This is a genomic window from Paenibacillus sp. MBLB1832 (assembly GCF_032271945.1).
GTDB lineage: Bacteria > Bacillota > Bacilli > Paenibacillales > NBRC-103111 > Paenibacillus_E > Paenibacillus_E roseopurpureus.
The window spans coordinates 5,428,766-5,441,159 of sequence record NZ_CP130319.1; the positions used below are offsets into that span (position 1 = coordinate 5,428,766).

13 protein-coding genes are annotated in these 12,394 nt (G+C 49.0%); 3 read left to right on the forward strand and 10 right to left on the reverse strand.

Features of this window, described 5'->3' with window-relative positions; translation table 11 throughout:
- The first annotated feature begins 50 nt into the window (after window positions 1-50).
- Window positions 51-743, forward strand: coding sequence for an MBL fold metallo-hydrolase (locus tag MJB10_RS24530; protein WP_314799663.1), 693 nt, complete (start codon window positions 51-53; stop codon window positions 741-743).
- A gap of 125 nt (window positions 744-868) precedes the next feature.
- On the opposite strand, the gene MJB10_RS24535 is transcribed toward MJB10_RS24530, so the two are convergent.
- The 4 genes from MJB10_RS24535 to MJB10_RS24550 form a co-directional block, all read right to left on the reverse strand.
- Window positions 869-2,170, reverse strand: a complete 1,302-nt coding sequence (locus MJB10_RS24535) for a voltage-gated chloride channel family protein (RefSeq protein ID WP_397386647.1) — start codon at window positions 2,168-2,170, stop codon at window positions 869-871.
- Window positions 2,171-2,324: 154 nt separating this feature from the next.
- Window positions 2,325-2,942 carry a PadR family transcriptional regulator gene (locus MJB10_RS24540; RefSeq protein ID WP_314799667.1) on the reverse strand — a complete coding sequence of 206 codons (618 nt, stop codon included), beginning with the start codon at window positions 2,940-2,942 and terminating at the stop codon, window positions 2,325-2,327.
- Between the two features lie 6 nt (window positions 2,943-2,948).
- Window positions 2,949-4,577: an MDR family MFS transporter gene (locus MJB10_RS24545; RefSeq protein ID WP_314799668.1), complete on the reverse strand. Its 1,629-nt coding sequence runs from the start codon at window positions 4,575-4,577 to the stop codon at window positions 2,949-2,951.
- Between the two features lie 227 nt (window positions 4,578-4,804).
- A complete protein-coding gene (locus MJB10_RS24550; protein ID WP_314799669.1) occupies window positions 4,805-5,641 on the reverse strand; it encodes a copper amine oxidase N-terminal domain-containing protein in 837 nt (278 codons plus the stop codon).
- Window positions 5,642-5,928: 287 nt separating this feature from the next.
- Here MJB10_RS24550 and MJB10_RS24555 point away from each other — a divergent pair, with 287 nt between their 5' ends.
- Window positions 5,929-7,143 (forward strand): acetate/propionate family kinase, encoded by a 1,215-nt coding sequence (locus MJB10_RS24555; protein WP_314799672.1) that lies wholly within the window; start codon window positions 5,929-5,931, stop codon window positions 7,141-7,143.
- A 73-nt stretch (window positions 7,144-7,216) separates the two neighbouring features.
- Here MJB10_RS24555 and MJB10_RS24560 read toward each other — a convergent pair whose 3' ends face one another.
- The 3 genes from MJB10_RS24560 to MJB10_RS24570 form a co-directional block, all read right to left on the reverse strand.
- Window positions 7,217-8,329: a PAS domain-containing sensor histidine kinase gene (locus MJB10_RS24560; RefSeq protein ID WP_314799673.1), complete on the reverse strand. Its 1,113-nt coding sequence runs from the start codon at window positions 8,327-8,329 to the stop codon at window positions 7,217-7,219.
- The gene (locus MJB10_RS24565; RefSeq protein ID WP_314799675.1) at window positions 8,322-8,975 is read right to left on the reverse strand and encodes a response regulator transcription factor; all 654 of its coding nucleotides are present in this window, start codon (window positions 8,973-8,975) and stop codon (window positions 8,322-8,324) included. Before MJB10_RS24565 ends, MJB10_RS24560 begins: the two co-directional genes overlap by 8 nt.
- Window positions 8,976-9,065: 90 nt before the next feature.
- Window positions 9,066-9,527, reverse strand: a complete 462-nt coding sequence (locus MJB10_RS24570) for a GAF domain-containing protein (RefSeq protein WP_314799676.1) — start codon at window positions 9,525-9,527, stop codon at window positions 9,066-9,068.
- A gap of 270 nt (window positions 9,528-9,797) precedes the next feature.
- Between MJB10_RS24570 and MJB10_RS24575 the strand changes: the two genes are divergently transcribed.
- The gene (locus MJB10_RS24575) at window positions 9,798-10,487 is read left to right on the forward strand and encodes a Crp/Fnr family transcriptional regulator (RefSeq protein ID WP_314799677.1); all 690 of its coding nucleotides are present in this window, start codon (window positions 9,798-9,800) and stop codon (window positions 10,485-10,487) included.
- On the opposite strand, the gene MJB10_RS24580 is transcribed toward MJB10_RS24575, so the two are convergent.
- The 3 genes from MJB10_RS24580 to pflA are packed head-to-tail and all read right to left on the reverse strand — an operon-like array spanning window position 10,417 to window position 12,387.
- Window positions 10,417-11,019 carry a hemerythrin domain-containing protein gene (locus tag MJB10_RS24580; RefSeq protein WP_314799678.1) on the reverse strand — a complete coding sequence of 201 codons (603 nt, stop codon included), beginning with the start codon at window positions 11,017-11,019 and terminating at the stop codon, window positions 10,417-10,419. The genes MJB10_RS24575 and MJB10_RS24580 overlap by 71 nt on opposite strands.
- 38 nt (window positions 11,020-11,057) lie before the next feature.
- Complete coding sequence (locus MJB10_RS24585) at window positions 11,058-11,600, reverse strand: hemerythrin domain-containing protein (protein WP_314799680.1); 543 nt, start codon at window positions 11,598-11,600, stop codon at window positions 11,058-11,060.
- Window positions 11,590-12,387 (reverse strand): pyruvate formate-lyase-activating protein, encoded by a 798-nt coding sequence (gene pflA / locus MJB10_RS24590; RefSeq protein ID WP_314799682.1) that lies wholly within the window; start codon window positions 12,385-12,387, stop codon window positions 11,590-11,592. The genes MJB10_RS24585 and pflA overlap by 11 nt, the downstream gene beginning before the upstream one ends.
- Between the last annotated feature and the right edge of the window lie 7 nt (window positions 12,388-12,394).

Below are 12,394 nucleotides of genomic sequence, written 5' to 3' on the forward strand. Positions count from 1 at the left end.
TACAGGGGATCAGTCATTAGTTACACGAAACATATGGGGAGGAAATGATTATGAGCATTCAACAATTGCATGATGGGGTACATATGCTTCCGATAGGAACCGTCAACGTGTTTGTCGTGAAGACGGTTGACGGCCTCGTGCTGATCGACACGGGCAATCCTGGCAGCGCCCCTCGGATTCTCGAAGGTATTCAGGCTATCGGTTACAAGCCCTACGATTTGAAAACGATTCTCCTTACGCACGGACATCCCGATCATGCTGGCGGCGCAGCTGCATTGAAGCACGCTGTTCCTCACGTGAGTATTTACATCAGCGAGCAAGATGCGCCCATCGTGGAAAAGGGGGTGCCGCAGCGACCGCTGCAGCCGACCCCTGGCGTCATGAATAAGCTGTTGTTCCGCCTATTCATTAAAGAAACACCGATCGAAGCCTTCCCTGTGGATGGCTATCTGAAACCGAATGACACCCTTGCTTTCGCTGGTGGTTTACGCACGATTCCTGCGCCCGCGCACAGCTCAGGGCAGCTCGCCTTCTACCTGCCTACACAGGGTGGCGTGATGTTCGCCGCGGACGCAGCCGCTAATATAATGGGGCTGGGCTTCAGCATCGGCTACGAAAATTTCGCACAAGCGAAGCAGGATTTGATTGCCTTGGGGCGAGAGGATTTCAATGTTGCGTGCTTCGGCCACGGGAAGCCGATCTTGGCGAACGCTTCGCAGAAGTTTCGTGCGAAGTGGTCATAGTTTGGAGCGAACATTTCATGCTGAAAGGTGATTTTTCATCATTTCAGAGACTCCATAGCCAAAGATGGCTTCTGGCATGATGTTTTACATCACTATTGATAAGCGGGGAAGCGTAAGTGTGGGACTTACTCCCTCTTCTTCACCTTGATCGAACTAATCGTAACCTGCTCAGGCAACGGGTGACGCCTCGATTTCGACAAGCCGATGCGCTGTGACGTGTAAATGCTGGAGTGGCCTGAGAACAGATAGGCCAGGATGCACGCCATAAACATATAAAGGCTTCCCTCAGAGCCGAACAGCTCGATGCCCATGATGAAGCAGGCAAGCGGTGTATTCGTCGCACCGCTGAATACGGCGATCAACCCCAGCCCCGCCAAGAATGGCGCGGACAGCCCCAAAAGATCGCCAAGCGAGTTTCCTAAGGTGGCGCCGACAACGAACAGGGGCGTCACTTCCCCGCCAAGATAGCCCGCACCTAGCGTTAGCGCGGTAAAGACGGTTTTCCACAAGAAGGCGAAGTCGGCAACAGGCTCCACGAACGCTTGCTGCAGCAGTGGAATCCCAAGGCCCAGGTATGCCCTTGTGTTGAACATATAAACGAGCGCGATGATGACTAGCCCGCCCGCGAAAGCTCTAAGCACAGGATTGTGGAACAGCTTCGTATAGACTCGCTTCATCCCGTGCGTTAATTCACTGAACAAGATGCTTGCGAGTCCGAAAAGGATCGCAGCTCCCGCTACCTTGAGCGCAACACCTGCGCTCAAGGCTGGGACCGGCCCCATCACATAGTGGATGTGATGAATCCCCCACGCCGTCGTCACCATATTGCCGACGACGCTAGCGATAAAACACGGGATCAGCGCTTGATAGCGCACCATCCCGATGGCAAGTACCTCCAGGCCGAATACAGTTCCCGCCAGCGGCGTGCCGAACACCGAGCCGAACCCGCTGCTGATGCCGCACATCAGCAGGATGGCGCGATCGGACGCATCGACTCTGAAGATGCGTCCGATCCCTTCGGCCAAGCTGCCGCCCATCTGGACGGCCGTTCCTTCACGACCCGCAGAGCCGCCGAACAGGTGTGTCAGCAGGGTGCCTGCGAGCACCAGCGGCGCCATGCGCAGCGGGATCGTTTCATTGCCTTCATGCACCTGATCGAGGATCAGATTGGTGCCTTTGCCGGCATTTTTGCCGATTTTGACGTAGAGATAGCTCATGAACGCACCGCCCACAGGTAGAAGGAACAACAACCAGGGATGGTTGATTCGTTGGTTCGTCACGAGATCTAAGCTTGCCAGAAATAAGGCCGAGGCTGACCCTGTCAATATACCAACGAGACTGCCATAGAGGAGCCATTTAACTACATATCCGATAAGTGCAACGTGCAAGTATTTTCCAGCCAACTCTGTACATCTTTTTAGCCAAATGCTCAAGGTACTCCCTCCTGTCTTAGAAGGCTTCGTACGATAATGGTCCGATGCGATCAACTTGTACCATTATACCTAAGATTTCATCATCCCTCTAGACGCAAATAGAGCCGCTACGAAAATAAGGAGAAGCCGCATCGGCTCCTCCTTTCTGCTATTTATGCTGATTGTCGAACTCTTTCATATGAGCCTCATAGCGTTCGAGTAGTTCTGGCGTCAATTGATACGCTTCAAACAGCTTCCCCGATCGTGCTTCCTCCAGCAAGGTTGTCAGCCACACCTTCTCCGTTTCACCGAAGAGGATGAAGCCTTGAATCATCAAGGAGCTGCCGCGCGGGAGAAACTCCGCCTTCAGTTCCAACACCGCTTTCATGCGAGCAATACGGGTTTCGCACGCTTCCAACTGCTGCACAATCAGCGCCTCGATCTTGCCCGGATCGCCGTGGCGGATGAACGGCATGGCGAGAAAGAGCGGATGCTGCGGATAGGACGTTAGCTTGAACTGATCTTCGAGCAGCTTGGTGAAGGCTGCACGACCGCTTGGTGTAATTCGGTAAATGGTCTTATCCGGCCGATTATCGCCTGGAATCGCCACAACTTCCGCCGCTTCAATTTGCCCATCTTCTCGCAGCTGATCGACCGCATAGTAGAGCGACCCGTCCCTCAGCTTAAAGCACTCGTTCCAATTGCGTTGCTTGATCGTTTGTCGAATTTCATAGGGATGCCGCTCCCGCTCCATCAGCAAGCCCAAGATTAAAAGCCTCATCGACATAACCGATTATCCTCCGTTATACGAAGGCTCTGGTTTTCCGCTGCCACCTGGCGCACCTGGTTTACCAGGACCACCCGAACCTCCTTGACCACCATGTGCACCTGGTCCGCCTGTTTGACCTGATTTGTTCAATTCCAGACGTGCGCGGCCCATGAGGAATACGAAGATCAGCGCAATCAGAGGGAGAATGAGCGACCATTGGAAAATGGCAATGACCGAGTTAGCAAATTGCTGCAGCATCACTTGGATGACATCAGCGCCAAGGCCCATTTGCTTCTGCACGCTTGGATCGAGAAGCGCTTGACCGCCTTTAATTTGCTCAGCCAAATGCGGGTTAATATTCGGCAGCTGCTTCACATCGGATTGGAACACCGATTTCTGAATGGCGCCAAATACCGTGATCCCTAGCGCAGAACCGATTGTACGGAAGAAGGTGATCAACGAAGATGACGTCCCTTTATATTGCGGCGGCACGGCATTCAAGGTTGAGATATTCAACAAGGAGAACGACACACCGATACCAAGTCCCACGATGATCATATAAAGTGAAATGATTAGACGGCTCGATGTCGTATCCATCACGAACCCGAGGAGCGATAGACCGATAATCAGCGTCAGCGCGGACACCAACATCACATCGCGATAGCGGAATTTGGTGACGACACGTCCACCGATTTGGGAGCTAGCTACAACACCGAGCATCATTGGAATCATGACCGTGCTCGTTTGCGTAGCGGTTTTGTGGAACACACCTTGAATGAAAAGCGGGATATACGAGGCTGACGCGATCATAATGCCGCCGTATAGCATGGAGATCACCATGCTGCTCGTAAAGATTTTATTTTTAAACAGACTCAGCTTAATTATCGGATCTTTCGCAAAACGTTCTGCAAACAAGAAAGCGGCAAAGAATACAACACATGCGACGAAGAGCGAAATAGTTTTCGCGGAATCCCACGCCCATCCGTCTGTTCCGCCCAGTTCAAGACCGAACATCAAGAAGAGCACAGAGGCCGTGAGCGTAATCGCACCGATCCAGTCGATAGATTGTTTGCGGGAGTTTTTGTTCTCATGATACGCATTGGCAATAAACAGCAGGGAAAGAATGCCTAACGGCACGTTAATATAGAAAATCCAGCGCCAGCTGATATTATCCGTAATCAAACCGCCCAGAATAGGGCCAAATACGCTCGAAATCCCGAATACTGCACCGAAAAGTCCCATCATTTTGCCGCGTTTCTCAGCCGGGAACAAGTCGAAAATGATCGTAAAGACGATCGGCATCAAGGCGCCGCCGCCAATCCCTTGGATCGCGCGGTAAATGATGAGCTGCTCCATGTTTTGAGCTGTTCCACATAGAATGGATCCTAACATGAACAGGATGAGCCCGATCATAAAGAAAGATTTGCGGCCAAACATATCTGACAGTTTACCGAAAATCGGCGTAGATACAACCATCGCGATCATATAAGCGGAGTAGACCCATATGAATTTGTCGAGTCCTCCAAGTTGTTTAATAATTGTACCCATCGCGGTCGATACGATCGTTTGATCTAGTGCGGCGATAAATAATCCTAGCATCAGACCTGCTATGACGAGCTTTACATTACTGCGATTAGCGTCCATAGGGTTCATTCCTTTCATCTCATACGTATACTCAAATTTGATTACTCATTTGTAATTATACTCAAATTTGAGTTATTGGCAAGATGCGATTTTGTAAAATTTAGTATCTCCTGTGCGATGAGAGTTATCCGAATGCCTTACAGGTTTGGGTTTGCCGCAACGTGAATCTGCCTGGGGTGCCCCCACATGAGAAAGAGCCACCCACTAGTGGATGGCTCCTTGAACGATATCTCCAATTATTCTTCGTAAATAACAACGGATTGCGTTTCTGACTCCCATTTCACAACGGCTTTCAAGGCTTCGCTTACAAAACGAACCGGCACAACCGTGCTGCCGTTTTCAATCGCAGCTGGAACCTCAAGCGTCAATTCATTCCCATTAACTGTTGCAGTCTTGCTATCAATAAAGAGTTTCACTGTGATCCCATCGCGTGTAACGGTAACAGAGCGCTCTTCTGCATTCCAGGAGACCGTCGCTTTCAACGCCTCGGCGATCGCACGGAATGGAACTAACGTGTTGCCTTCACGGATAAACGGGTTGACCTCGAACGTAGGCTCTTCACCGTTTACATACAATTTTACGCCTTTTTTACCCAGCTTCTCATACAATTTGCCGAGTTTCTTGTAAGAAGTCAGATTCGTAACGTTAGCCAAAACCGCTTCTTGTTGAACGTAAACCGCGTCCGTTACACTTCCGCTTTTTTCTAACAGATCCGCAGCCGCTGTCAAAGCTTCATCCTGCGCTGTAATCGCCTCAAGCTCAGCTTTCATCTCAGCAGTAAGTTGTGTCTCGTATTTGGTCAAAAGCAGTTCGGCAATAACAGCTCCTGCAGGCTTGTCCTTTACATTATTGATCGCGTTGAGCAGCCCCTTATATCCATTATGGCCTTTGCCATAGGTATTGCCTGTAACCGTCTCTTCGGAATTCGCGTTCACCGTGCTATCCACGTTGATTTTCACACTGCTCGGCTTGCCCTCGCCAGCATTCCCATTTTCCGACTTGGCCAATGCCGCACCTGCTATTAAATTCGTTGCCAATACAACTGATGCGATAACCATCCAACTTCTTTTCAATTGATTTCCCCCTAAATGATTAATGGAATTAATACTAAAAGTATCTTCGTCCATTCTACAATTTTTGTGGGGGTTGACGACAATTTTTTGGTATATTTTCTCAAAATAATTGCGCATTGTGAGGATAATCACAGTCGATCATCCCCCCGCATGTTTCAATAAAGGAGAGATTGAGAGAGGAGTCGGACTGGATGCCGTAATGGCTTCGATGGAGGGTGTGTTCAAATAATTAGGCGATCTCAAATACAGGCCGAATGTTCTATTAAGAAAAAAGGAGGCGAACGCTTATGAAAATTCTAGTGATGAATTCGGGAAGCTCTTCCTTAAAATTCCAACTCTTTGACATGACTACCGAAGGTTTGCTCCTTAAAGGCTGTATCGAACGAATCGGTTCGGAAACAGGGATCATCACCTTGAAACGGGACGGGCGGGATGAAGTGAAATGGACGAGGGAGATTTTACACCATTCGGAGGCTGTTCGATCCATGCTAAAGTTTCTAACCCATACGGAAGTAGGTGTGCTTCAAGATATGAATGAGATTAAAGCGGTGGGCCATCGCATTGTGCATGGCGGAGAATGGTTTCGTTCTGCAACCTTGATCAATCCCGATGTGCAGCACAAAATTCGTCAACTCTACGACTTGGCCCCGCTGCATAATCCCGCTCATATGGTCGGCATTCAAGCTGTTCTTGAACATCTGCCGGAGGTGCCTCAAATTGCCGTATGCGATACGGCCTTTCATCAGTCGATTCCACAGAAAGCCTATTTGTACCCGATCCCTTACTCTCTCTATAAAAAATATGGCATACGCCGCTATGGGTTCCATGGCACTTCGCATGAATATGTCAGCAAGCGCGCCGCCCAATTCATCGGCAAACCGATTGAGCACTTGAAAATCATTACCTGCCACTTAGGCAATGGTGCCAGTTGCTCCGCCGTTGAAGGCGGCCAATCGATCGATACCAGCATGGGGATGACCCCGCTAGAAGGGCTCATGATGGGGACACGTTCCGGCGACATTGACGCCGCTATCATTCCTTATCTATTGTCTAAAGAGGACCTGACGATGAACGAAATCAACTCGATGCTGAATAAACACAGCGGGCTGCTGGGCATTTCAGGAATGAGCAGCGATGTACGGGAGATTCAGCAGGCCGCTTTGGAAGGAGAGCCACGAGCCGTTTTGGCCCTTGAGATGTATGAATATCGGATACGGAAGTATATCGGCGCATACTGCGCGGCGATGAACGGAATCGACGCGGTCGTTTTCACAGGAGGGGTTGGAGAGAACTCGGCCTATCTGAGGCAAAAAATTTGTGAGCAGCTCACCTATCTCGGCCTTAAACTGGATGTAGAAAAGAACATGGAACGCACGCAAGGGGAACGACTCATTTCCACGGCATCCTCCTCCGTCAGCATTCTGGTAATCCCGACGAACGAAGAGCTGCTCATCGCGCAGAAGACATTTTCAGTGCTAATGGGGGATGGAGGCATAACCTGAATGTGCTGCAGCACGCCTCCAAAAAAAGAGACCCCTCATCTCCAATTAGAGACGATGAGCCTTTCCACTTGTTTTACCTTTTATAACTCGGTATCGTCAAAATAACGATCGTTCCCCTCCCTATCTCGGAGGAAATGTCCAGCTTACCGCCGATGCTTTTTGCCCTTTCCTCCATGCTGAAAAGGCCAACACCTTTAGATCGGCTAGTCGTCTCAAAGCCCTTCCCCTTATCCTCAATACGTACCTCGATGTACGATTCCTTGTCGCTAACAGCCACGGCAGCTTCGGACACATCTGCATACTTCGCAATATTCGTCAGCGCTTCCTGGATAACGCGGTAGATGATCGTCTCTTCCAGTGCGCCTAACCGCTTGCGCAGGCTGCTTTCCAGTTTAACACCGATCCCGAAATGACTCGTGTAATTATCGATATATGTTCGAATGGCAGGAATAACGCCGAGATCATCCAATACGGAAGGGCGTATCTGCCACGCCAGACTCCGTACTTCTTCAATAATGCTGGTCACATGCTGCCGGAGAAGGGCAATTTCCGATTCAGGCTCCTCTCCGATCAATCTATCCATTTGAATCAATAAAGAGAACAGGCTTTGCCCTATGCCATCATGCAGCTCGCGGGAGAACTTTCTTCGTTCCTCCTCCTGAATTTGCAACACTTGTGACATCATCATCTGCAGTTCTTCTTCGACCCGCTTCAACTCCGTCACTTCATTCCGAATTGCTAAATATTGATAGGGGCTCCCGTCCGCATCGATAAAAGGGACAATCGTTGTATCCACCCAATAGAAGGATCCATCTTTGGCCTTATTCTTGATCTCTCCACGCCATACCTTGCCAGATGAAATACGGCTCCATAAGCCCGACATAAATGCTTTATCATGATGACCAGAATTAATGATGCGATGGTCATTCCCTAGAAGCTCTTTACGAGGATACTTGGAAATTTCGCAAAATTTATCGTTCACGTATTGAATTTTACCTTTGGCGTCCGTGACGGCCACGATCGAAGACTCATCTAACGCAAACTTCACATCGGATAGCTGTTTGAGGGATTGCTTCAGGTCTTGCAGCAGTTCAGGCTTCGAAATGTATGCGTCCAGCTGCGCTAACAGTTGGTTCACATTCTCACCAATGACTTCGGGATAATGGTGCTCCTGATCCTTATTCAAAGTTCAGCAACCCCTTCTTGGCCGCGTACTTTACCAGTTCAGGCCTTGTTCTCAACCCTAATTTCTCCATAATGTTACTTTTGTGGGACTCCACCGTTTTGACGCTGATAATCAGCTGTTCGGCAATTTCTTTATTGGAAAAGCCTTTGGCAATGAGCGCTAAGGCTTCCTTCTCGCGCTCCGAAAGCGATCCATACGTATCGACATTGTCCCCGTGCTTAATGCGATCCATATATTCATTCATCAGCCGCTTGGTAGCTGTAGGGTAGAGATACGCATTTCCAGCGGCAACAGAGCGAATGGCGGTCAGCAATTCGTCATGCGGTGCACTTTTCAAAATATAGCCAGAGGCGCCCACATGTATGGCTCGAAATAAATACTCGTCATCATCATGCATCGTAAGAATGAGAATGGCCACATCGGGCATGAGTTGCCGTAATTTCTCTGTAGCCGTCAGGCCATCCATACCAGGGGGCATGTTCAGATCCATCAATACAACATCCGGCTTAAGCAGTTGCGCAGCTTGGATGCCCTCTTCGCCATCAGCCGCTTCCCCAACGACTTCAATATTATGCTTGCCGTTCAGCAGCATCATAAGACCCGATCTTACGACAGCATGATCGTCTACTACCAGAATTTTCGGCATTTCCTTCCCCCATTACAACACGGCTTATGCCGCTGGATTCATACCTAATATCATAGCAAAAAAAATGAATTCCGTTAACGGAATTCAATGTCATATCCTCATTTCTTCTTGATATTCCTTCATGTCGGATACAAGCTTGTGAAGATTTTCCTGGGCTGTGCGTATCTCATCTTCTTCATATCTGGTTCCCTTCCGCTTTCCGATAAAAAGCAACCCTCTCATAGGGCAACCAGTATCCAACCTGATTGGAAAAACAGCCGCAGCTTGCAATTGTTCAGCCAACATGACGGGGCAATCGCGTCTTTCTCGCCCGAATTGCGGATGACTATCATCGAGCTTCACCCATCTGCCCAGGCGCAGCGCAGTTCCAGCCAATCCCTGTCCCGTCCTGATCACCATGTGCTGGTAACGATCGTTACTGTTGCCTGCTGCGCACTTCCACCTGTAAGATTTAGCTTTATCTAAGCATAAAGCTAATGCGGCAAAATCGCTTGATGTAAGATTCCGTATTTCTTCTAAGTCTTCCATAAACTGCATTCTACTGTTTGCCATACTGGGCCACTTCCAGTCTTTTGTGCATAACGAACTACCTCACTTCCCATTGTAGACGATTCTTTATGACCTGTAAGTCAGGGAAAACCCTGATTTCTTCATCAGGGTTTTCATTACCAGACGTCTCAGGAACGTAAGGGTTTTAACTGTGATTTTCCTCACACCTATATAGGGAAAATTGCCGCAAAAGATCAGAGGAACTCCCGATAACCAGGATTATCCAAAACCAATATGATGTAAGTAACAAGAAATGACGAGGAGTTGGTTCGCATGAAAGGAATGATGACTTTTTTCTCAGACACGAACTTTGATAAATTAAAGAGCATCATGTATAACAAACAAGCAAAGAAAGGTGAGCATCTATTTTGGGAGGGCGACACGGCGGACCGATTATACTATATCGTTAAAGGCAGGGTCCGCATCACCAAAATGTCGGACACGGGCAAAAGTTTCATTTTGTATCTCCATCAAGCAGGAGATTTGTTCGGCCAAATCGATCCATTCCAAGACTCGGTACAAAGCTTTAGCGCAGAAGTCACTGCAGATTGCGAAGTAGGCGTGATTTTGCGGAAAGATCTTGAAGTTCTACTATGGCAGCACGGCGATCTCGCGATCGAATTCATGAGATGGATGGGTCTCGTTCATCGGATGACCGAAACGAAGTTCCGCGATTTAATGATGTACGGTAAACCGGGCGCGTTATGTTCCTTATTGATCAGATTAAGCAACTCCTACGGCGTTCCTAAGGGAGGGCATGTGCTGATCGATTATAAAATCAACAATTCGGAAATGGCCGATATGATCGGCTCGACCCGCGAGAACGTCAATCGGATGTTAAGCGATATGCGGAAAGAAGATGCGGTCGAATTTCATAATGGCCAAATTGTCATTAAAGATGCTGCCTATCTGCGCGATATTTGTCATTGTGAGAATTGCCCCGTTGAAATATGCCGAATGTAGGATAGTTGCCTAAAATCTCATCTGCGAGTGGGAACACCATTTCTTCTTCCGTGAGAAGCTGCTCGGCCATCACAGCGCAAGCCATCCGAAGTAGAGAGATCGCTTTCTTCAACTGAATATTTACGTTTACTTTTGAATTTGCACCCTGATCACACTCATTCGCATAGGCAATAAAAGAACGAACAAAACGTTCCACTTGCTTATGATCCTCTTCCAACACCCAAGCTGAAGTTAGAAAGGCAGGATCCGGCCCTTGAGCGGTATACTTGTAGAGGATGGGAAACACTTCGTCCTCTTCCCACTGTTCGTAAGCTTCCAGCTTCTCCAGCAAGCCTTCCATCTCTTGACGGATGTCTTGCAGCAGCTTCTTCGACGCTTCCGTTCCTGGCAAGTCCGCCATATGACCTGTTTGCTCTTGAATATGATCAAGTTCGCTTTTTAACGTGCCATGTTCGTCCTTCAAGCGCTTCAGTAACCGCCCCACCTGCGATGCCGTTGCCTCGTCAATCGAATACCCCAAATCCGTACTCATGTGTTCATGCCTCCTCATCCTTACTATCGTTCATCTTCCTATGAGAAAAATGATTCTAAATCCATCAGCACTTTCTCCGTTAATGGTAAAATCAGTTGCTCTTCCATCGTAAAATGGTCATTCAGAATTAAACAGGCCTGCACCAAATGCGAGGCTGCTTCTACTAGCTGTTTTTTGACGACTAACGGCGTCAAGTTAATCACTGTCTCATTGAACGATTGGATAAACGAAACGCCCAACTGATGATCCTTCTCCAGCACCCAGAAGGAAGGCATAATCGTAGGAACAGACTCGCGATGGAAGTAGCCCATTAGGAAAGGGAATAATTCCTCATCCTCCCATTTGGCATGCCGCTCCAGCATATTCATCAATTGTGCCGTCTGGCTTCTGAGATGCTGAAGGAGGTGCAGACCTTTCTCTGTATCTTCGATCAAGATAACTTCCTTCGCATTCACTTCAAGCAGCTTGAGTTGACTTCGTAAATGCTGATGCTCTTCCTTCAGACGTTCCGTTGCATAAGAAAGCACAGCCGGGTTGGATGACGCAAGTCCTGAACAACTGTTTAAGACATTAACTTCCATGTCCGATTCCCTCCCAAGTATCCCTTTCCAAACTCTGATTTTGCTCCAAGCCTATCGTGTTCTTCCCTGCCTCAATCCCCTGATCAATCCACATGCTTGCTCTGGCCACTTCTCGGTCTGAGGGTTCTGAGCACTGACCGAGCGGATATTCCTTCCCCATCTGCCCCCATTTGTAAACGCCCATCCGGTGATAGGGGAGCAGTTCCACTTTCTGCACATGGCTGAGTGACCCGATGAATTCCCCTAGCGCCAATAAATCTTGATAAGCATCCGTCCAACCTGGTACCAGCACATGGCGAATCCAGACAGGCATCTTCCTTTCATCCAAATACGAAGCAAATTGCTTGATACGGTCATTAGGCTGCGCCGTAAGCGCGATGTGCTTCTCGGGATGGATCTGTTTCAAATCCAGCAGCACCAGATCGGTTACGTTCAATAGTTCCTCCGCATGTCCAGGTTCGCAAAAACCGTTCGTATCCAGCACGGTATGGAGTCCCCAGCGCTGTTTGCAAGCAGCAAACAGGCGTGCCACGAAGGGAGCCTGAAGCGTGGGTTCCCCTCCCGTCACCGTAATGCCGCCGCCTGAACGTTGATAGTACGCCAGGAACGGTTCGATCTCGTTGAGAATCTCCTCGACGTCCATCTGCCTGCCGGCATTCATTTCCCATGAATCCGGGTTATGACAGTAATGGCACTTCAGCGCGCAGCCCTGCATGAAAAGGACGAAGCGGATGCCCGGACCGTCAACGGTCCCAAACGTATCGAAGGAATGTATGCGTCCTTTCATCGGTCTG

Coding starts and splice junctions, on each gene's coding strand:
- MJB10_RS24530 (WP_314799663.1), top strand. CDS start 51: ATGAGCATTCAACAATTGCATGATGGGGTACATATGCTTCCGATAGGA.
- MJB10_RS24540 (WP_314799667.1), bottom strand. CDS start 2,942: ATGTCGATGAGGCTTTTAATCTTGGGCTTGCTGATGGAGCGGGAGCGG.
- MJB10_RS24545 (WP_314799668.1), bottom strand. CDS start 4,577: ATGAACCCTATGGACGCTAATCGCAGTAATGTAAAGCTCGTCATAGCA.
- MJB10_RS24555 (WP_314799672.1), top strand. CDS start 5,929: ATGAAAATTCTAGTGATGAATTCGGGAAGCTCTTCCTTAAAATTCCAA.
- MJB10_RS24565 (WP_314799675.1), bottom strand. CDS start 8,975: ATGCCGAAAATTCTGGTAGTAGACGATCATGCTGTCGTAAGATCGGGT.
- MJB10_RS24570 (WP_314799676.1), bottom strand. CDS start 9,527: ATGGCAAACAGTAGAATGCAGTTTATGGAAGACTTAGAAGAAATACGG.
- MJB10_RS24575 (WP_314799677.1), top strand. CDS start 9,798: ATGAAAGGAATGATGACTTTTTTCTCAGACACGAACTTTGATAAATTA.
- MJB10_RS24580 (WP_314799678.1), bottom strand. CDS start 11,019: ATGAGTACGGATTTGGGGTATTCGATTGACGAGGCAACGGCATCGCAG.
- MJB10_RS24585 (WP_314799680.1), bottom strand. CDS start 11,600: ATGGAAGTTAATGTCTTAAACAGTTGTTCAGGACTTGCGTCATCCAAC.
- pflA (WP_314799682.1), bottom strand. CDS start 12,387: ATGAAAGGACGCATACATTCCTTCGATACGTTTGGGACCGTTGACGGT.